Origin of the sequence: Pyxidicoccus trucidator (assembly GCF_010894435.1) — a bacterium.
GTDB classification, from domain to species: Bacteria; Myxococcota; Myxococcia; order Myxococcales; family Myxococcaceae; genus Myxococcus; species Myxococcus trucidator.
In genome coordinates, this window is sequence record NZ_JAAIXZ010000024.1 from 164,553 (window position 1) to 185,404 (window position 20,852).

Annotated in this window: 12 protein-coding genes and 1 tRNA gene; 2 read left to right on the plus strand and 11 right to left on the minus strand. The window is 70.1% G+C overall.

The window, feature by feature from the left end; translation table 11 throughout:
• Positions 1-50: 50 nt before the first annotated feature.
• A complete protein-coding gene (locus G4D85_RS42900) occupies positions 51-8,474 on the minus strand; it encodes an RHS repeat-associated core domain-containing protein (protein ID WP_164020069.1) in 8,424 nt (2,807 codons plus the stop codon).
• Between the two features lie 110 nt (positions 8,475-8,584).
• Positions 8,585-9,466 (minus strand): hypothetical protein, encoded by an 882-nt coding sequence (locus tag G4D85_RS42905; RefSeq protein WP_164020070.1) that lies wholly within the window; start codon positions 9,464-9,466, stop codon positions 8,585-8,587.
• A gap of 419 nt (positions 9,467-9,885) precedes the next feature.
• On the opposite strand from G4D85_RS42905, the gene G4D85_RS42910 reads away from it, so the two are divergent.
• Positions 9,886-9,959, plus strand: a tRNA-Arg gene (locus G4D85_RS42910).
• A 248-nt stretch (positions 9,960-10,207) separates the two neighbouring features.
• On the opposite strand, the gene G4D85_RS42915 is transcribed toward G4D85_RS42910, so the two are convergent.
• The 8 genes from G4D85_RS42915 to G4D85_RS42950 form a co-directional block, all read right to left on the minus strand.
• On the minus strand, positions 10,208-10,825 hold the full coding sequence (locus G4D85_RS42915; protein ID WP_164020071.1) for an iron-containing redox enzyme family protein: 618 nt from the start codon (positions 10,823-10,825) through the stop codon (positions 10,208-10,210).
• Positions 10,826-10,827: 2 nt separating this feature from the next.
• On the minus strand, positions 10,828-12,057 hold the full coding sequence (locus G4D85_RS42920; RefSeq protein WP_164020072.1) for a CapA family protein: 1,230 nt from the start codon (positions 12,055-12,057) through the stop codon (positions 10,828-10,830).
• The gene (locus G4D85_RS42925) at positions 12,054-13,034 is read right to left on the minus strand and encodes a fatty acid desaturase family protein (protein ID WP_164020073.1); all 981 of its coding nucleotides are present in this window, start codon (positions 13,032-13,034) and stop codon (positions 12,054-12,056) included. The genes G4D85_RS42920 and G4D85_RS42925 overlap by 4 nt, the downstream gene beginning before the upstream one ends.
• Before the next feature lie 6 nt (positions 13,035-13,040).
• Positions 13,041-13,652, minus strand: a complete 612-nt coding sequence (locus G4D85_RS42930; protein ID WP_164020074.1) for a methyltransferase family protein — start codon at positions 13,650-13,652, stop codon at positions 13,041-13,043.
• Positions 13,649-14,923, minus strand: coding sequence for a condensation domain-containing protein (locus G4D85_RS50495; protein WP_164020075.1), 1,275 nt, complete (start codon positions 14,921-14,923; stop codon positions 13,649-13,651). Before G4D85_RS50495 ends, G4D85_RS42930 begins: the two co-directional genes overlap by 4 nt.
• Positions 14,905-15,954 (minus strand): hypothetical protein, encoded by a 1,050-nt coding sequence (locus G4D85_RS42940; protein WP_164020076.1) that lies wholly within the window; start codon positions 15,952-15,954, stop codon positions 14,905-14,907. Before G4D85_RS42940 ends, G4D85_RS50495 begins: the two co-directional genes overlap by 19 nt.
• A gap of 569 nt (positions 15,955-16,523) precedes the next feature.
• Complete coding sequence (locus G4D85_RS42945) at positions 16,524-16,700, minus strand: hypothetical protein (RefSeq protein ID WP_164020077.1); 177 nt, start codon at positions 16,698-16,700, stop codon at positions 16,524-16,526.
• Positions 16,701-17,328: 628 nt separating this feature from the next.
• Positions 17,329-19,524, minus strand: coding sequence for an RCC1 domain-containing protein (locus tag G4D85_RS42950; protein WP_164020078.1), 2,196 nt, complete (start codon positions 19,522-19,524; stop codon positions 17,329-17,331).
• A gap of 336 nt (positions 19,525-19,860) precedes the next feature.
• Here G4D85_RS42950 and G4D85_RS42955 point away from each other — a divergent pair, with 336 nt between their 5' ends.
• Positions 19,861-20,166 carry a hypothetical protein gene (locus G4D85_RS42955; protein WP_205525950.1) on the plus strand — a complete coding sequence of 102 codons (306 nt, stop codon included), beginning with the start codon at positions 19,861-19,863 and terminating at the stop codon, positions 20,164-20,166.
• A 155-nt stretch (positions 20,167-20,321) separates the two neighbouring features.
• Here the strand turns inward: G4D85_RS42955 and G4D85_RS50940 are convergent, their stop codons facing one another.
• Entirely contained in the window at positions 20,322-20,753 is a 432-nt protein-coding gene (locus G4D85_RS50940; protein WP_164020080.1) for a DUF4209 domain-containing protein, read from the minus strand.
• Positions 20,754-20,852 lie beyond the last annotated feature (99 nt).

Consider the following 20,852-nt stretch of genomic DNA (forward strand, 5'->3'; position numbering starts at 1 on the left):
GGGAGAGCCACTAGAACGGCCCAGGCCCAGACGGGCGGGCTGGCCGCGCGTCAGCCGTGCCGCCCCCAGGTGTCGGCCGCGCCCCACATGACGTACCCGGGCATCGCGAAGAACGCGGCCGTGCCGTAGATCTTGTACGCGCCGTCGGAGGCTGCGGCCGACTTGACCTTGTCGACGATGCTGCTCACGCGTGTCGTCGACTGGTCGGACACGCTCGTGGCCTTGGAGATGTTCACGCGCTCGCCCCAGGCGCCGATGGCCGCGTCAGTAGCAGCGCCCCTGGCGAAGCCGGTGACCGTGCTCTTGGCAAGCCCCTGGTACCAGGGCTGGTGCTGTTGGACATTGGTGAGGATCGTCGTCAAGTCGCTCGCCACCGCGCTCGATACTCCGCCCACGGCGGCCTTGGCGCCGATGCGCGCGGCGATGCCGGCGGCCCCCTTCATGCTGGAGAGCCCGTCCGTCGCGAGCCCCCCGAGGCCGCCCACGACCCCTTTCGCGAAGCCCCCGGCGGCGCCGATCCCCATGGCCTCGAAGAGGCCCTTGGCCGTGAAGTCGCTGCCGTGCTGCACGTCGTATTTCAGTCCGGCCATCCCGGCGCTCGAGATCGTGCTCCCCGCGACATTGAGACCGAACTTGGTGAGTTTCGTGGACATGGACGCGGTCGATTTCGCCGCGCCCGCGGCCGCCGTGGCCCCCGCGGCCACCTCGGCCGCGCCCGCCGCCGCGCCTTCTGCTGCGCCCGTCGCTCCGGCCGCCGCGCCCTTCGCCGCCCCCTTCGCCGCCCCCTTCGCCGCGCCCTTCGCCACGCCCTTCGCCACGCCCGCCGCCGCGCCCGCCGCCGCGCCCGATGCCCCGCCGGTGAAGACCGTGAGCCCGATGCCAATGGCCGTGATCGCCACCATGGCCACACCGATGCCGACCTGCTCCCAGACCGAGAGCTCACCGGTGGGGTCGGTGATGCCGAGCGGATTGTTCGCGGCGAAGATGTAGGGGCTCGCGAACTGCCGCTGCGGATCCGGCGCCACGAAGCGGCGCAGGACCGGGTCGTACATGCGGGCGCGGAAGTTGTAGAGCCCGACCTCGGCGTCCCACTCCTGCTCCTGGAAGAGGTAGGGAGTGGCCGCCATGTCCCCCTCGGCGAGCGTGAGGCCGCCGAACGGGGCGTACGCGTAGCGGGCCACGAGCGTGGCGTCCTCCACGACCGCCCACACGGACTGGTCCGGATCCGGGAGCACGAAGCGCGTGGCCGTGCCCACCAGGGCGAGGAGCCCCGCCGGCCCCCGTACGAGCACCGTCCAGGACGCACCATCCCGCCGAGCCACGGGGACCAGACCCGCGCCGAAGAAGTAGACGCTGTCAGCGCCGTCGCGGCGGCGCTTGAGCACGCGCTGCTGGCTCCCACCGTAGGCGAGCCGGAGCGCGCCGCCGGCCTCGATGCGCGTCGTCATGCCGGTGGCACGGTCGTACCCGAACGTGCGGCCGGCGCCCGCCAGGAGCTGGCCGCGCGCGCTCCAGGTGAGCGGCTGGGCCGGCCCCGACCCGACGGTGAGCGACGCGACACGGTCCGAGCCGCCGACGCACGGGGTGGCCACCACGGTGCCGTTCTCCTCGGCCTCCCAGATGTTTCCGCTGGGATCGTAGGAGCGGATGGCCATTGTCGTGGCGCCGGCCGCGGTGAGGAGCCGCCGCTGACCGTCGTAGCCGAAGACCTCCTCCTGGCTGGTGTCCTTGCCGGCGAAGCGCCACCGCACGCCGCGGGTGCGCACGACGCCATCCGCGTCATGAGCGTAGGCGAGCGCGAAGGACTGGTCGCCGGCCGCCGACGTGGTCGTCATCGCGGCCACCTGGCCGGGCGAGGTGTAGTCGACGAGCCGAGTCCACGCGCCCTGCCCGAGCACCTCCCGCTGCACCGCGCCGTCCGCGCTCCAGCCGTAGGCCGCGAGGTCGGCGAGGCCGGCGGCGGTGCCGACGGACACGACGTGCCCGAGGTCGTCATAGGCATAGTGGACCGCCGCGAGCGGGGCTCCCGCGGGGAGAGCGACTTGGACCACCTCCGAGAGGTTGTCGTACGTGTAGGCGACCGTACCGTCGGCGGCCGTGGGCCCGTCGAGTGTCATGCGCACCGAGGAGAGGTGCCCATCGTCGTCGTAGCCGAACACCTCGGTGACCGTGACGTCACCGTCGTGCCCGGGATTGTTCGCCACCGAGCTCCATTTCCTGCCGATGAGGGTGGGCTCGTCCCCGTTGCCGTCGTAGTGCATCGTGACCGCAACCGTGGACTCCTCGGTCGGCCAGTCGGGCTGGTTCGCGAGCAGGCGCAGCGCCGCGGGGTCCCACGCCGCCGAGACGGTGCCCTCCTCCACCATGCGCCCGATCGCGTCGTACTTGTAGTAGACGAACCACTGCTCGCCCGCATCCATCGCGGGCTGCACGAAGCGCAGCCGCCCGGCCACGTCCGACACGAACTGCGTCTCCCCCGCGTCGGGATCGGCAAGGGACTCGATGCGCTGAAGGGCGTCCGTGGTCGTCCGCTGTGCGTAGGCGCTCGGGTCCTGCTGGGGCCCGCTCACCAGCGCGTTGGGGAGCGCGGTCTGGAGCGTGGCCGCGGGCCCGGACGCGCCCGCCGTGTAGGTCCGGTTGCCCGAGGTGCGCGAGACCTCCTCCCCCACGCTCGACACGTAGGTGCTCGTCACGGTCTGCCTGAGCTGGTCGGTCAGGCGCATGGACCGCGTCTGGACCGGGCTCGTGAGCGTGTCCTGGAAGTAATGGCCGGCCGGGAGGCTCCCCGCCGCGTTCGCGCCGAAACGGAGCCGCGTGGTCTGGCGGTGCTCCTCGAGCACCGAGAGGTCGATCGCATAGGGCTTGCCAGGTTTGCCCTGCTCTATCGACTGCTGCCGGGGCGAGGCCTCGTAGCGCGTGCCCAGGTAGGGGTAGCCCTTGTCGTCCGAGCGCATGATGCCGTCCTCGGCCTGCCCCCGGTAGTAGTCGGCGACGTCGCCCTTCAGCTCCCAGGTGGTGGAGAGATTCGCGAGGAAGTCCTCCACGTCCACGAAGCCGGGCCGGTATTGGAAGACGGGCTGGTGTTGGCCGGAGCCGAACGAGCCGGGGGCGCCCTTCGTCGTCACGAGCTGGCGGTCGAGCGCGTCGTAGACGAGGCCGACCACGGTGCTGTCGGCGCCATGGAGCTGCTGCACCTGCCGCTGCCGGCCGGCGGCGTCGTTGTAGGACACGCCGACGCGGACGCCCTCGACGACGGAGAGGTTGCGGATGGCGCCCTCCCCGGCGAGCGTGATGGACACAGTGTCCCCGACAGGGCGGACCGCCTGGCTGTAGAGGAGCTGGCCTCCGGCGAAGAAGAGCACGACGCCATCGCCGACGACGAGGAGCCAGTGCTGCTCGAGGGGGGACGTGGCCAACGCCGTCCAGGCCACGCCCGCCTGGGACGCGGTCCAGCCGCCATCCCAGCGAACCGTCACGTTGCCCACTGACACGGATGCGACCACGTCGCGCGCCTGGAGTTCGAAGTAGACCGCGCGGGTCCCCACTGCGGTGCCGCGCCAGGTGACCAACCCCTCGGTGGCTCCCGTGTGCACGAGGGCGCCGTCCGCGGCCGCCCACCCGGCGGACGCGCTCCAGCGCTCGCGCCAACGGTCGCGGTCACGGAAGGTCTCGAGCACGCCGCCGGTGGCGGGGTGCAGGGTGACCTCGGCGTTGGGGCTCGTTGGCGAGAAGACGTCGTCATTGCCCTGGCGCGAGAGGAAGGCCTGGAAGAGCTCCTTGATCTGCCCGGAGGCACCCACCGAGACGGTCGGCTGGAAGGCGCGGTCATGGTACGTGCGCGTGGTGCGGCCGCTCGCGTCCTGGGTGGAGGTGATCTGCTGACTCGGCTCATCGAAGGTGCGGGTCACGAGGCTGTTGGCCAGGGGGACCACCAGCACGCTGTCGAGGGTCACCGGGCTGGCGGTGGTGTTCGTGATCGACAAGGCGAGCGCCACCGACGACTCCGTGGCGGCGGAGCGGGGCGCGAGCGGGGCACTGCCGGTCACGAGGGTCCTCGGCCGGCGAGGACGAGCGGCGAGGCGGGCGCGGCGGGCCGCGGAGCGCCGATCGGGCGCGGGAACGGCGCCCCCAAGCACCTGGGGGCCGCCGAGCGGGACGGGCACGGTGACGTAGCGCCACGCGCCCTCCGTGGCGGGCAGCGGCACGAAGATCGGCGTGGCGGCCACGCCGTCGACGGTGACGGTCGCGGAGATGCCTGTGGTGGCGTCGGCGGCGAAGCCGGCCGGGGTCTGCACCCACACCCCGACGAGGTACGTGCCCTCGGGCGCCTCGGGCGTCACCGTCACGGCGAGAGAGGCGTTGGCGCCGCCGGGCAGCCGGGCCGCGCGGATGCCAGTGCGCGCGTCGTCCGCGTCATACTCCACGCCGGAGAGCGTCCAGCGGGAGGTGTCCTCGTAGGGCTGGAAGCCGAGGAAGGCGAGCCCGCCGAACGGCACGTTGGACGAGCATGCCACGGCGAACTCGCAGTTGGCGCTGTGGATCGTGGCGGTCGGCACGCCAAGGCCGTCCACGCTCTCCTGCTCCTGGCCATGGGCCGTGCGCTCCGTGGTGCGCGCCGCGATGGCCCACCCGGCCGGGTTGTCCCCCGGTGCGTAGGCGGCGAACGGGAACGCCACGTCCGCCGCGTCGAGGAGGCCGAAGCTCGCCTCGGCCGCTGCGACGAGCACACCCTCGGCGCTCGGCCAGCCGGCGTAGGTCGTCGCCATGACCAGCACGGGGACCGTGCCCGTGGCGGTCGTGACTGTGTCGGTCACCTGCGCGGGGTCGGTGAGCGCGTGGATCGCGGCCAGACCGGCATCGACCGCGACGCCCTGGACCGTGGTTTGCACGAACGTCTGCGCCTGGCCCTCGCCCCCGTACTGCTGGAGCGAGATGGTCACCGGCTGGCCGGTCGCGGACCCGGGCGCGCCGTCCGGTATGAACACGGTGGTCTTCGTGTTGGTGACACCGTTGACGACTCGCGTGTCCACCGTCTGCACCACCCAACCGCCGCGGAGCACGAGGGTCTCAGGCTCGAGGACGTCGGAGGCGACCTGCTCGTAGACGTCCCAGGAGGCCCCTGTGCTCTCGAGCAGCACGCCGTCGCGGTCGCGCGTCTCCGTGCGCAGCAGGAGTCCGTCGAGCATGGCGTAGTAGTTGTCGCCAGTCTGATCCACCATGCCGTTGAGGTAGGTGCTGTCCACCCACCCGTTCACGGGGTCCGCCGCATCCGAGGTGCCCGAGCAGGTGCGGGCGGAGAAGTACTTCACGATGTTGCCCAGGGGGTCGCAGCCCGCGGTGCCCGTGTCGAAGACGTAGCGCGTCGGGAGCTCGTCCTGATAGCCGTTGGTGACGTCGAGGCCGGTGACCGCGTAGTGCTCGATGGGACCGGCGAAGGCGTCCCCGGCGTACTGGTGGAGGTACACCGTCGTCGCCGCGTCGAAGTCGACGGCGGCCTCGGGGTAGGTGGCGAAAAGCCGCGGCCCCTTGGGCGACGTGCCCGGGCCCTCCCCGCGGACCATCTTCTCCTGGAGGAACGGCTCGGGCTTGCCCACCTGCCCGTTTCGCAGCACGACAGCCTCGGCCCGCTGCGACGAGCTCCCCTTCTCGGCGGTGAATGCCAGAAAGGTCGGCCCCTCGTCCACGAGCGACTCGGAGTCGAAGTCGTAGCCCTCCGCGCTCACGAGGGCCGCCAGGTCGGCTGACGCCGGCGAGGTCACGACGGCACCCCAGTCCGACGCGGTGCCACGGAAGTACACGTACGGGCCGACGACCGCCCAGTCGCCACCTCCGCTCGTGGGCCAGTTGTCCGCCTGATTATCCTGGGACGGCAGCGATTGGCCCAACCCGGCCGGGGCCGGCCTCCAACCCATTGTCGGGTCGTAGGCCATCACCTGCCCGATGGCCTCGCCGATGCCGTTGGTGGGAACGATGACCTGGATGGCGTAGTCGGGCCCGAACGCGTAGCGCTGGTCGCGACCCGCGTCGGGCATGCCCGGGTTGAGCGTCGTGCTCACCGCCCACGCCGCGCCATCGAAGCGCGCGAGGTTGCCGTTGCTGGCGACGAGCGTGTCGTCGATCACCTGCGGAATCCACGGGGTGGGCGGGTTGCCCTGCCCGAAGGTGTCGGTGAACTCGCCGAGCTCGTGGACCTCGAGCGCGTAGGCCGCCGTCCACTGCGCCACCCAGACGCGGTAGGTGTTCTCCTGCTCGTTGCTCGCGGTCAGATTGGACACTGCCACGAGCGAGGCGCCCGGCACGAGGGCGACACTGTCCAGGTCCACCGTCGAAAACCCCGGGAGCGTGGTCTCGGTCCCCGACTGCCACACGAGCAGACTGTCCAGCCAGCGGAGCGCCAGCTTGCCGTCGAGATCCAACGTGGCGAGGTACTCCCCGCCGCCCGCGATCCATGTGTAGCGGGGGGGCGTGATCGTCTCGCGCGTCCACGCCCGCGTGATCCATCGCCAGGTGAGCAGATCGTAGCTGCCGGACTGGGTACTGCTGCTCATCCGCGCCACGGCGAGCCAGGTGGTGCCGCCCACGAAGGTCGTGGCGGCGCCGGTCGTCGGCCACGTGAGGGTGGGGACGTTCTGCGCGGTGGTGACCCCGTCGATGGTGGCGCTGCGCCACTGGCCGGGCCGCGCCACGTCACGGTCGAAGACGTAGACGGCGCGCTCCGACGGGGTGGTGCGCGTGAAGGTGAGCGCGAAGAAGTCCTGGTTGGCGACGACCTGGAGGCTGTCGAGATCGAGGCCGAGCGTGTCGAGGAGGGCGTCGTCCGGGTCGAGCTGCCATGTGAGCCACGACCCCCCCCAGGTCCAGACCTGGAGTGAGAGCCGGCCGTTCGCCTGGTTGTAGTACGTGACGACCGTGTAGTCCGGGCCATGGTAGACGCGTGGCGAGCCGCTGCCGACGGCGTCCGGCCGCTTCACCTCCGCGCGCCGTTCGCACAGCGTGAGCTCCTGGCGGGTATAGGTATAGGTGGCGGTGCCGCCCTCCGGATAGGTGAGGGTCGCGAGGGCCGCGGGCTGGCCGCCCTCCGCCGCGGCGTCGAGGTAGTAGCCGAGCACGAGGCCGGGGCTCGCCACGCCGTCCTGGTCGAACTGGGTGATGCCGGTGAGGAAGCGCTTGAACGTGTCGCCCCGGAGAGGGCCCGTGGCATCGGTGACGTTGGCCACCTCGCGCTCCCGTCCGGCCGCGCCCGGCCGCGGATCGTAGGTGAAGCGGAAGCTGAGGAGGGTGGAGCCGTCGGTCGCCCGGAGGGTGATCTCGTCGAGGAAGCGCGTCTCGTAGCAGTCCTGCCATGCGCCGGGGGCGTCGCTGGGGACGGCGAGGTGCGGGTCCGCGTACTCGCGCGGAGCCGTCTCCTCGGCGCTCCACAGCTTGTCGCCGTAGTCGAGCGTGACGGTGCGGCCGAACACGTCGGTGATGCGGGTCAGGTACACGGCCTTGGTGTACGGCAGCCCGCCGGCGCCCACACGCTGCTCGCAGCCGCGGATCATGCCGTCGTCGGTCCGCTCGAAGCCGTTGTAGGCATAGGTGACGGAACTCCCGAATCGGTCCGTGACGCGGCCGAGGTACCAGGCACGCGCCACCTGGACCTGCCCCTCGGTCCGCTTCGAGGCGCCGCTCCAGATCGGCTCACCGTTGCTTCCCTTCCACCACACCGACCAGGCCACCGTCTCGTTCACGCTGTGCGCGCCGGCCGCGTCCCGCGTGACACCGCCGCCGAACGAGCGCCGCATCGCCGAGTCACTCGTGACCACCCAACGCTCGTAGCGCGGGTAGTACTGGAGCTTCCAGAACTGGTAGTTCTGGAGCTGGTACGCCTCGCCGCCGTCCTTCGCCAGCAGCCGCTCTCCCACCTCGAGCGTATAGAGCAGCTCGTGGGTGTCGTCGACGAGCTCCCAGGTGCCATTGCCGCCCCGCACGATGGCGTCCGCCGACAGGAGGAGCCCGTGCGCGTGGAACTCCTCAACGAGCGCGGCGGGGACGGGCTTCCCGTCGGCCAGGCCGCCAGCGAGGGCCGCGTCGGCGGAGAAGAGGCGAGGTGCCCACGGCTGGCGAACCAGCGTGTTGGGCACCCCGTTGTCGTAGAGCGCGTACTGCCGCGTGCCCGGCACCGGCGAGCCCGAGGACACCGCCTCGATCCACGTGAGGGGAAGGCCCCAGCCGAGGCCGACCACCCCCGTCGGCGCCTCGCGGTTCCACGTCGTCGCCTCGCGGAACACGTTGGATTGGTACTGGAGTGACAACGTCACGTCGAGGTCGTTGCCCTGGGAACGCCCCGGGAGGGTGAGCAGGCTCTGGGTGAGGTTCACGTCCCCGCGGAACAGGTTGACGGAGCTCGACAGGTTTCCAACGGAGCTGCCGTCCATCTGGAACGTGCGAATGGCGGGGATCTGGTTTTGCGACGGGGGGTTGGACGACGACATGGTAGGCCTCGAGCGCGCGCGAACGGGGTGGGGCCCGCGCGGATGGCACGGGACGGGAAGCGGGTGCCCCGCGGCGTAGCGGGGCACCGGCCGGGTCCAATCAGCAGGAACTAGGAGGCCGCCACGGTCTTCGGGATGCCGATGACCACGAACGACACGCTGGAGCTGTCGTTCGTCTCGACGTTCCCGCTGTCATCACTGATGAAGGCCCGCGGCGAGGTCAGCCGGACGGTAGACCCCTCGACCGTCCACGTCTTGCAGCCGCCACCCATCGTCCTGACGTGGTTGTCCTGGTTCTTGTGGAAGCGCACCTGGTAGTCCTGGAGGAGCACCACCGCGGCGGAGAGCTGCTGCCCGAGATCCACGCTGATGGTGCTGGTCGTCTGCTGGTTGGTCAGGGGGGCCGCGCACACCCCGTCCGCGGTGGTGGTGGCGGCGAGGAGGCCGGCGTCGAGCTCCGCCGTGGCCTGGTTGCCCGAGTTGTCGTGCATCGACGCGGTGGCCACGATGTTGGCCGTGGTGCCGTTCGCGACCACGCCCGCCGAAAGATCGAGCGACGCCACCTCGTTGTCGCTGCTGTGGTTGAGCTTCCACCCGGAGAGGAAGGCGGCGTTGATCGAGAGCGTCGAGCTCGGGAGCGCGATGCCGGCGCTCTGCCCGTTGGCGGGGATGCCGTTCGCGGAGGCGAGCACGACGTTGCTGTCCTTGTAGTCGACGACCGCGATGCAGCAGACCACCACCGAGCTGGCAGCCGCGTCGAGGGTGCTCCCGCTGTCGTCCGTGAACGTCCCGTTGACACTGACGGTGACGTGCGCGTCGTCCGGCTTGTTGGGGGAGAGGGAGAGCGCGAGGGTGCGGACGTGGTGGTCGTTGTCGAAGGAAAAGCTCCAGTACGCGATGCCGATCGTGTAGGCGAGCACGGTGTGCCCGCTGAAATCGAACGTCGCGGTCTGATTGGGTTTGGTGGTGACGTTGCGAACGACGATGGGCATGGCTTGGCTCCAGGCTGACGAGGCGGCGTGTGAACGGCGAGTGCAGACGGAGTTCGTCGGCACGCACTCAACGTGAAGTGACCCTCGCACATGGGTTGTGAACTTCACAATCCATTGTTCTGGTTGCACTCCACCCACTTCGAGGGGGCCAGCTCGCGTTCCCAGGTTCGTGCAATCGGAGAACGGGCCCGATCAGAAATGACCTGGCCGGTTTGGACTTGAGGACGCGGACGAGGTGGAGTTGGTGCATGGCGGCTTTGTTCCGCGCTGCCTCCATGAACACCGCATCGGCTGCGGCCTTCTTGGCCGCCTCCTCCGTTGTCAGGTAGGCGTCAGGGGCGCGCTCGAACAGGGACCGTTTCCGCCAGGGCCTCACGCTCGTTGCGCGCGTCGGGCCGCCTGCTATAACGCGGCAGCACGACCCCGTAGCTCAGTTGGATAGAGCGGCGGTTTCCTAAACCGCAGGCCACAGGTTCGATTCCTGTCGGGGTCATCGCCCTGCTTCCGAAATACGCGGACGCAGGGCGTTTTTCTGTCCGGTGGCGCTCCGTGACGTTCAGGCGGGTTCGCTGGATTTGGTACCCGTTTGGTACCGAGTTTGCCCCTCCTGAAGCGCTGTCTCGGTCGCGCCTCGCCCCCCCGCGGTCAGGCGCTCCACGGAAGCCCGTGGGAGCCCCTCCGTAGCGTGAGCCCTGGCGAGGTGTGGAGCGCCGCGTCCTCTCCGTGCGCTGAGGCGCCCGCTCAGGGCCGCGCCTCGCCGGCCAGCGCCGCGCGGTGGATGGCCACCCAGAACTCGGCGGCCCGCCGGGCCCCTTCGAGCAGCGGCTCCGGGTGCCCGGCCCCCAGCGCCGCGCAGAGCGCCTGGGCCCGCGCGCCGTGCTCCAGGTCCACGTCGAGGTGGACGAGGAGGAAGCGCGCCTTCGTCCGCTCCAGCCCGAGCCGCCCCAGCCCCTGGCGGGCCTCGCCTCCCAGGTGCCGCGCCACGCCCTCCAGCACGCGCAGCGCGCCCAGGAAGGCGAGCTGCCGCTCCGGCCCGATTCCCTCCCAGAAGGCGTGGAAGTCGGCCACCTCGCGAGGCGTGTCGGACGAGGGCTCGCGCCCGAAGGCCGCGAGGTCCGCCTTGGCCAGCAGGTAGTGCGACTGCTCGTCCCCCGCCAGCTCCGCGAAGAAGGCCTTCAGCTCGGGGAGCGTGGCGCGCTCGGCCGCGAGCCGCAGCCGGTCTCCGCTGCGCCGCGTGTAGTGGTACATCATGTCGAGGAACGCCACGTAGCGCTCTGGCGTCACCGCCGGCAGCCAGCTCGCGACCTGCCGCGCCATCCCGACGGTGAGCGCCTCCAACTGCTCCTCAATCGACGACATCCTCAGTCCCTCCGGTCCGAAAGCAGCGCGCCCAACGTCCGCCGAGCATGCGCGAGGTGCGGCGCCGCCCGCTGGGGGGGCAGCTCGTCCAGGCGCACCACGCCCGCGTCGAGGAACCCCTCCCCACCGAGTCCCCGTCCACAGGCGGTGGGCACCGCGCGCAAATCCACCGGCTGGAGCACGCCCCGCGCGTCCCGGGCGAGCGCGAGCTTCAGCACGGCCCCCGTCTGGCACGCCAGCGTGGGCATGATGCTCAGGAAGTTGCCCAGCGAGTACGCGATGAGCCCCATCCGCGCGGGCCCGCCCCGGCGCACCTGCGTGGGGCATGTGGCGTCCGCGCCGTCGATGGACACCCACTCCACCGGCTGGAGGACATGCGGCGAGGAGCCCAGGAGGAGGTCCGCCCCGCGCTCGATGAGCCGCCAGGCGTGCTCGCGCTGGAGGGCCTCGGGCCAGTACTCGTACTCGAAGCCCCAGTGCGGCATCAGCACCACCAGGTCCGGCCCCACCGCGCGAGCGGCGTCGATGAGCGCGCCCAGCCGCTCCCAGTCCGGCGCGTGGAGGGGGCTGCCCAGCCGCGTCACCGGCACCCCGGCGGGCGGCGCCCCCACGAGGTGGTTGATGTCATACGTCACGGCGGCGATGCCCATCCGCACCCCGTCCACCTCCAGGGCGGCCACCGCGTCCTCCGGCCGGGGGCCTCCCACGCAGCGGTGCTGGGAGGAGGCCAGCACCGTCCCCCGGGTCCGCTCCAGCCCTTCGGCGCCCTGGTCGAGCGCGTGGTTGTTGCAGAGGGAGAAGACGCGGTGGCGCGCCGTGCCCTCCCAGGCCGCGAGGTAGTCCGGCGGGGCGTTGTAGTGGAGCGTCTCGTAGACGAGCCGGGGCACGGGCCGCGCCGGGTCCACCGGCGTCTCCAGGTTGGCGAAGGCCACCGCGTCCCCCGCCATCACCTCCCGGACGCCGGGAGAGAGGGCGCGGTGGAAGCCGCTGCGAATCCACATCATGTCGCCCACGGCGCTCAGCCGGAGCTCCGGCGCGCCCGCGTGCCGCCAGCTCCCCGAGGCGAGGTGCCGGGCGACTCGCGCGAAGTGCTCCCCGGTTTCGGCCGAGCGCGGCTCCGGCAGGTGAAGGAGGCTCTTGGTGAGGTAGCGCAGGTTGAGGTCCCACCGGGACAGCGGCCAGCGGCCGTCCTCGTAGCGGATGTCCGCGTACAGCCGGCGCAGGGCGTTCATGGGCGCTTTCGCTCCAGGGTGACGAGTCGCACGTCCTCCTCCACCACCATGGGGCCGGCCAGGAGGGCCCGCCACATGACGTGGAGGTAGCTGTCGAAGACGGGGGCCCCGCGCGCGAGCAGCTCGGGGCGCAGGCGCGCGTGCAGCCGCGCGAGGTTGTAGCCGGGCACCCGCGGGTAGAGGTGGTGGTCCAGGTGGTGGTTGAGGCCGTTCCACAGGAAGGTGACGAGCCGGGTGCTGCGCACCGTCGTCGCGGTGTGGAAGCGGTCGCCGCGCCAGACGTTGGCATGGTGGTCGGAGATGGACTTGAGCCCGTTGAGGGGGCTGGCGAAGAGCACCGGCAGCAGCCAGCACTCCACCGCGCCCCCGAGGAGCCCGTGGCCCGCCAGGAGCCAGAAGAGCAGCGCGTAGAAGGCCCCGTAGCCGAGCAGCACCAGCGCATGGCGGCGCAGGCGGGCGGCGTCGAAGTGCTGCACCGGGTAGAGGACGTTGAAGTAGACGAGGCTGAGCGGCAGGCCCAGCAGCACGGTGGCGTAGAAGAGTGCCCACAGCCCGGGCGAGCGGCGGCCCGCGTTGTAGGCGTCAGGGTCCTTCTCGGTGCGGTTCCAGCGGTGGTGCGCGAGGTGGTCGTGCCGCATCGGCGCGTAGGCGATGCCCACGAGCAGGCTGAGCCCGTTGCCGAAGAGGCGGTTCTGCCAGGGCCTCGGGAAGAGGGTGTCGTGCCACGCGTCGTGGTCGAGCTGGATGAGCCCCATGACGCCCTGGGCCGCCAGCAGCCACAGGGGCAGCTTCAGCCAGAAGCCGCTGACGTGCGCGAGCCCCACGCCGGCCAGCCCCCACACGCCCAGGTGGAGGGCCGCCATGCCCAGAGCCCGCGCGGGGCGGATGCGCAGCAGCTCCACCAGCTCGTCGCGGGAGGGGCCCGGCCCGGCGGGGGCAGCGGGTGAAGCGCAGACGGGGGCGAGGGCGGGCTGCATGCGGCCTCAGAGGTAGCGGGGGACGCGCTGGCGGTAGCGCGCGTAGGCCTCGCCGAGGCGGGCGGAGAGGTAGCGCTCCTCCTGGAGCACCAGCCCGTGGAACAGCCTCCCCAGCACCGCGCACGCCCCGAGCGTCACCAGCGACGGAGCCCAGAGCGAGGCGCCCACGAGGTACAGGTAGGAGAAGACGTAGATGGGGTTGCGCGAGTAGCGGTGGAGTCCACTCTCGTGCAGCACGGGCGGGGCCTCCCCCGCGTCCACGCCGATGCGGAACGTCGCGCCCATGCCGTACTGCGCCGCCAGCATGCCCACCAGCCCGAGCACGCCCAGCGCCCAGCCCACCTCCGGCGGAAGGGCCAGCAGGGGCCGGCCCCAGGGCAGCTCGGACCAGCGCGGCCAGAGCGCCGCCGCCACCACCGAGCCAGCCCACACCAGCGAGGCGCCGCTGATGCGCCGCGTGAAGCGCGTGTGGGCGGAGTCGGCCCCGGTGCTCCGGTAGGCCAGCGGGCTGCGGCCGAAGCGCAGGCGGTAGACGAAGCTGGAGCCCAGGTGCCCCAGCAGCAGGTGCAGCGAGATGAAGCCCAGGTAGAGCGCGGGCGCGTCGCGAAGCCCCTTCATGGTCCCACCACCTCCGCCGGAAGCCCGAAGCCCGAGGACGCCCAGCCCGCGAGCTGCTCGGTGAAGTCGCGCAGCTCGCCCCGGGTCCACAGTCCCTCGAACGTCGCCGTGTTGATGTTGAGCGTGTCGCCAAAGCCCAGGCCCGTCGCGCCCCAGGTGGCCGTGTGGCTGCGCATGGAGTGGATGCGGAAGGGCGCGTCCACGAAGTGCTTGTCGAGCTGCCCCAGGTAGGTCGCCACCAGCGTGTTGGTGCGGGGCTCGGCCACCAGCCCGGGGCGCGCGTTGCGCCGCAGCACGGGCCCCGGGGCGAGCCGCGCCACCGCCATGCACTCCAGCGCCGTCGTCCAGTGCACGCCCTCGTCGAGCACGCGCCGCAGCGCCTCGCGCACCAGCGCCGCCAGGGCGGGCGCGTCCTCCAGCCGGGCGCGGACCTCCCGCAGGGGAAGCTCCAGCGGCACCGTCGAGCAGCCGTTGCCCAGCATCCGCCCCAGCCCCAGCATGCGCCGCAGGTCCACCGGCACCCGCAGGCGGATGAGCCCGTCCTTCGTGGGCTCGCGCAGCGCGACGCCCGCCAGCAGCGCGGCGAAGAAGACCTCCGAGGCCTGGACGTCCGTGCGGCCAGCCGGGAGTGTCAGGCGCGCCGTCGCCATCAACGAGCGGCCCGCGGTGTCTCCACTTCGGCGCAGGCCCAGGCCCCGCTGCGCGAGGAGCCGGCGGCGGGGGCTCGCGAGGCCCAGCACCCGGCCCGGCCCGCGCAGCGCCGCGAGCAGCACCTTGCCATCCGTCAGCGCCGAGGGGCCCAGCGGGGGCGACTCCGACGCGCGCCCCGCGCAGTGCAGCCAGAGCCGCTCCAGCAGGTGGGCGAGCGCCTTGGCGTCCCCAATCGCGTGGTGGAGCTGGATGGCGAGCAGCCACGGGCCCGGCGCGCCATCGGCCAGGGGGTGGAGGTGCAGCCGCAGCGGCACGTCCCTCGCGAGGTCCACCCGGGTGTTGATGACCCGCGTCACCGCCTCGGGCTCGTCCAGCGGCTCGGCGCCTTCCAGCAGGGCCGCGTCCACCGCCTCGTCCGTGCGCGGCGCGGGCACCCACGCACCGCGCGCGTCGTCCCAGGCCACGTTGAGGCGCTCGCTCTCGCGCACCAGGGCGCGCAAGGCCCCGCGCAGCCGCGCCACGTCGGGCCGCGCGTCGATGCGCAGCAGCACCGTGGCCCAGATGGTGGCCACCTCGCCGTCCAGCCGCGCGAGGAGCGTGTCTACGAAGTTCGCGCGCATCGCTCCACCCATCCGCTCCACAGGGCCCGGGCCGCCTCGCCGTCCAGCCGCGCCCGCCCCACCGCCTCGCGCGCCCGCTCCGGCACCGGCAGGTGCTGGAAGACGATGTCGTCGGGCGCGTCCAGGCTCGGGCGGAGGCCCGTCGGCAGGTAGCCCGCCGCGAGGAGCACGGGCGTGGCCTCGGCCACGCGCTGGGGCTCGCCCATGGACAGGTGGACGAGGTCCACGCGCGCCCGCGAGGACGGGAGCGCCGTGGCCCCCTGCCCTTCCCCGGCAGGCCCCACCAGCTCCCGCCGTTCGAGCCGCAGGGACTCGTTCCAGTCGAGCGGGCGCAGCACGAGGCCCCCGGCGCGAGGGCGGCGCTCCAGCGGCGTCAGCTCCACCGTCCCCGGCAGGCCCGAGGCGGCGAGGATGGACGCGAGCCACTCCCCCCACGGCCCCGCGGGCAGGAAGCGCCGGCGCGGAGGCAGCGGCGCGAGCACCGTCGTCATCGCCAGCGCCTGCATCGGCAGGCCCGAGCCCTCCACCCCCACCAGCGTCTCCCCCTCGGTGTAGTCGACGATGAGGCCCACCGGCACGGCCCGCATGAAGCGCGACGCGTAGCGCTGCGCCATGAGGTGCAGCGTGGACGTCTGCTGGTGCAGGAAGCCCACGCGCGCCTCGAGCAGCTCCAGGAGGTGGCTCCACAGCCGCTCGTGCTCGGAGCGGTCCATGGCGGTGCGCCGGCCAGGCAGGGCCATGGAGAGCCCCGAGTCCAGGGAGTCCCGCCCCGGCTTGCGCCACAGCCCCGTGTGCCAGAGGAGCGTGCCCTGGGCGTCGAACTCCCCCAGGCTGAGCAGCGCGCCGGCCCTCCAGAGCCGCGAGGCCCCTCCAGGCTCATGGAGGAAGCGGTAGGAGTAGCTCCCGGCGTAGCGCGCGTGGAGCAGCTCTCGCAGCGCGGGCTCATCGGGCTCCGCCAGCCAGCGGGTGTGCTCGCTGGGCTGGGCGGCGCGAAGGCCGTCAAAAGGGGTGGCGGCGCGTTCCCGGCACATGGAGTGTCAGCAATGCACCAACAGGGCCAGCCGGGAAGCCCCCCTCCTTCCGAGGGGATGGGCCCGGCCGCCGCCCCGCGCCCCCACCGGGTGTGCAGCCCGCTACACGGGTTGGAGTGCTCGGATGCACAGGCGGCAAGCGCCTGCCCGGCCGTGCATCCCCGGCGCCCTGGTCGCACCTCGAACCCCCGAGCACTCAGGGGCTCCAAGGTCGCGGCGCCAGCCCCGTTCACGGGTAGTGGATGCGGGCCCGGATGGCGCGGTGGCCGGAGTAGTTGAGCGGGTTGTCCGAGCCGGTGAACTTGCGGTCGGCGGCGTCGCCCTCGTCATAGGTGACGGTGTGGCCCGAGGACGAGCGGGCCGCCGCGTTGAAGAAGAGGAAGTCGATGCGCCCCCCTCCCCCTCCCGTCCAGTTGTCCTGCAGGCACGCCTTGCTCCCCCCGCAGACCTCGTAGATGGGGTCGTTCCAGGCGTAGTTGACGGTGCTGGAGAGCTGGCTGTTCGCCTGGTTGTACCACTGCTCTTGTCCCTGAAAGCCATGCGCACGCCGATGGAGCGCGACTGGCCGTTCAGGCCTGGCCCGCGCCGCTCATCTGGTGGACGATGAAGACGTCCGGCGAGTACGTCTGGTCCTTCATGTAATAGATGAGGTCCTGCCAGTCCCCCTCACACGGGTTCTCACCGGGGTTGGGCAGGTTCTCGTAGTTCACGTTGTAGACCACCAGGAAGCCCGGGTTCTCGTTCACCGTGACGCCCTGGGGGAGCGAGCCCAGGCCTGATGCGTTCTCGGGTGTTAGCGATTACGTGAGGGAGCCTCGTGAGAGTGAGGCGCGGTGCGGCAAAGCTCCGCCGTTCGGCCGAGGCGCCGCGCACCGCGGGGACTGTAGCGGCCAGTAGCGGAGGGAGAGCCGGCGAGCCCTCATGCGGGTGTGGCAAGCGCTTCCAGTCTTCGTCCATGGACGAGGCTGTCGCGAAGCGACTCGCACGCGCGAGCCCACTCCACGAGGTGGCGGCCTTCCGGAGGCAGACGCGCTCTCCAGCACGCGAGCAGGTTGAAGGCCAGCGCCCGCAGCCAGGCCACCACCTCCAGGGCCTCGCGGTCCGGGCGACAACTACGCTGGCACAGGGGGGGCTCCTCTGCACCTACCACCACCCTCAACAGGGCCTCCATCTCTCCTATACTTGATTCGAGGGACGGCTGACTCTGCCAGGGCCACCAACAAGGCTGGGCGCCGCGCCCGACCCGCGAGCCGTGCCTCCGCGCTGCCCTGGGCAACCTCAGCCCAGGGCTGGCCACATGCCCACTACTGCTCACGGAGAACTGACCGACGCGGGCCCGGCGCTCCCAAGAGGGCGCCGGGCTCAAGGGCGGGGCTACGGGGTAACAGTGAACGCAGTCGGCTGGGTAGAGGTGAGGCCCTGCACCTGTGTCGGGGTGGAGGTCCCTCCGCCCCATGCCCACACGGAACTATCCGTGTTCAATAGCAGTGAACTCGTCGCACTCGCGGAGATCATGGTCGCGGCGGCGGAAACCCCCACGTACGTTCCGTAATTATTATTGTCGGTGGTCGTCCCATCGCCGAGCTGGCCGAAAGAATTGTCACCCCAGTTGACCAAGTAACCAAGCCCAGCGAGCACGAGGGTGTACGCATCACCCGCTGCAACACCCAGCACCGAACTCCGGGCCAGAAGAGGAACGGAACTGCTGTTGGTTGAGCCGTTGCCACTGCAGAGCTGCCCATCGCTGTTGTATCCCCAGGCCCACAGGTCTCCAGACGTGGTGATCGCCGTCACATGGGCGTATCCTGCGGCAAGGGTGGCCACTCCGGTGATACCCTGGATCTGGGTCGGGTTGGGGGTGGCATTGTACCCGCCGCTACCCAGCGCACCGTGCTGATCGTACCCCGAGCCCCAGACGGTTCCATCCGCCTTGAGGAAGAGTGAGTAGTAAGTCCCGGCGGCAATTGCTTTTACGCCCGCGATCTTCGCCCTTACGGGGGTGGCGCGGCTCGTATAGCCTCCATCCCCTAACGCACCAAGACCGTTATACCCCCAAGCCCAGACGGTTCCATCGGACTTCACCGCGAGCGAGTGGCCATTGCCGGCCGAAACGGCGACAACGCTCGTGAGCCCCTGTACACGCCTGGGTGTCGAACGAGTCGTCACGGTTCCATCTCCGAGTTGGCCGCTATAATTGGCACCCCATGCCCAGACGGTTCCATCCGCCTTGAGAGCCAGGGCATGTCCCGAACTCGCGGCGATGGCAGTCACGCCCGTCAGTCCCTGCACCAGCACAGGAGCAGTGGTACCGGAACCACTCCAGGCCCACACGGTTCCATCCTCTTTGAGCGCCAGATGCTGGTTGTCGCTCGCGGCGATGGAAGTGATGTTGTTGAAGCCCATCGCCTGTACGGGAGCCGGGCTCGCATTGATGGTCCCGTCTCCCAGTTGACCGAAGTAGTTGTCACCCCACGACTTCACCGCTCCATTGACCAGTGCGACGGTGTAGAAGCCTCCAGCGGCGAGGGCGGTCACTCCCGTCAGGCCCTGCACCTGCACCGGGGTGGTGCTCGAATCCATCGTCCCGTCCCCGAGTTGGCCAAAGTAGTTGTCACCCCAAGCATGCACCGCGCCAGTCGTCAGCGCCAGGGAGTGGGAGCTGCCTGCGACAATCGCGCTCGCACCGGAGATACCGGCGACCTGAACTGGACTCGCGCGCGCATCGGTGGTCCCGTCGCCCAGCTGGCCGTAGGAGTTGTCGCCCCAAGCCCACAACGTCCCGTCGGCCTTCAGCGCCAGGGAGTGAGCACCGCCCACTGCGATGGCGATGACATCGGAGACACCCTGCACCTGCACCGGAGAGGAGCTCGCGTCGGTCGTGCCATCACCCAGTTGTCCCTGGGCGTTGTCTCCCCAAGCCCAGACGGTTCCATCTGACTTCAGCGCCAGGGTGAAGTAGTCTCCTGCGGCGATGGCGGTCACTCCCGTCAGGTCCTGTACCTGGACGGGAGTCGCGCTCGACACTGCCGTGCCGTCTCCAAGCTGTCCATAATAATTGTCACCCCAGGCCAGCACGCTGCCATCCGCCTTGAGCGCCAGCGAATGGTAGTCGCCCGCCGCGAGCGCACTCACGTTCGAGAGTCCTGTCACCTGAACCGGACGGTGACGCGTCGAGTTCGTTCCGTCTCCGAGCTGGCCAGCGTAATTGTCCCCCCAAGCCCACACGCTGCCATCCACCCTGCGTGCCAGCGTGAAGTAGCTCCCCGCAGCAATAGCGGTGATGTCCTTCAGGTTGTCGACCCGCCTCGGATGGAAACGATCGGCTGCAGTGCCATCTCCGAGTTGTCCAAAGTAGTTGCCACCCCAGGTCCAGACGGTGCCATTCGCCTTCAGTGCCACGGTATGGGCATTGCCTGCGGAGATGGCAGGCGCGGTGACAAGTGCCTGGTCTTGCGTCGTGAGGGCTTCATCGGAGAGTTCAGACTCGGGCTGAGCAGGCTGGACGCAGCCACTCCAAAGAAGCCCAGACAAGAAGAAGGAGAGGACAAAGGTAATTTTCTGTCGTTGCACGGTGCGGCTCCTGCGAGGGCGACTCCAATGAGAGGCGCGGCGCAGACGTTATATTCTGAACTATCCAGCTTGTCATTAAAAACCGTGATTTGGTTATTTTCCATAGCCATGGCCGCACAACGAGGTCCGCCAGAAGCGGATGGGGGTTTCTGGTTTGCATCTTGAACACGTCCAGTGCAGGCAGTTGCACCGCGTCTCCACCGGCCCGGTGCATAAGTCCGAGCGGCACCTGTCAGCAGCACTCCTCGGCCCCTCTGCACCTGCCACCACCCCCAACCAGGGTGCGCGTCAACACTCTGGGGCGTGGGACTGGCCTACAATCTGGTGCGACTGGAGATGGAGCGCATCGCCGAAGAGGCCGATGTGCCTCCCACCCGAATCAGCTTCGCCATTGCCCTGCGTCTCATCCGCGACGAGTGGATGTGGCTGGCCGGCGCGAGCCTTGGAGCGATTCCCAAACATCTGCGACGCCTGAGAGAAGAGGTGAAACGCTTCATCCTCCCGCTGCGGCGAAGCCACAGACGCTATCCGCGTGCGGTGAAAATCAAGATAAGCAGCTACCCACGGAAGCGTCCCAAGTCCCAACCCGGTCCGTCGAGCACGCTCCCGCAGGCCACTACGTCGTGTTCGTGCCTAAAGTGAACTGCATTGACTTTAGACCCTCGGATGTCGAGCGATTTTCCGAGGGAATCTCTTTCGGCGAGCGCCCGTAGTGGCCAATCAGAATCCGGGCCTTGCTTGCGTCGCAAGAGGCGTTATGGTGGCGCCGGCCTATGGCTGTACAGCCTTCGCGCTCGCTACGCCTGGTTGCTGTTTGCTGTTGACGCAGCGCTTACGGCATTCGCCAGTTGGTACAGAAGCGCGAGAGCAATTCCAGCGATGTCTGGCGTGCAGTGCTGCGGACGAACGAGTCCATGGGCAAATTCGTTTCGGAGATTGAGTCCTGTTTGTGAGTTTAGAATTGAGTCAATATGGCTCCAAAGATCATTCCCTAGATATTCTTTTATCGTTCGGCCATCTGGAAGGGCTCGGCGCATCAGCTTTCCGAGAGTGGCGTCATCGGTTCGAGAGGTGCCATCGCCGACATCTGGCTTGAATTCAGTGGTGTCGACTCCGAGGCTGCGGAGGTGTTGGCGCAGGACATCCTCTATTCTCAGAACGAGAACGCGCGAGGCGGAAATGAAGTCTTGAGCAATGAGGCGCCCGCACCCGTGTCGGAGCAGCAGCATAGTCCCGTCATCCAATGCCAGCGGCGAGAGCGGCGCGACGAGATGCTCTTCTGATAGTCCTACGGCTTGTGCTGCTTGGAAGGTCGCGGTAGGGACGGC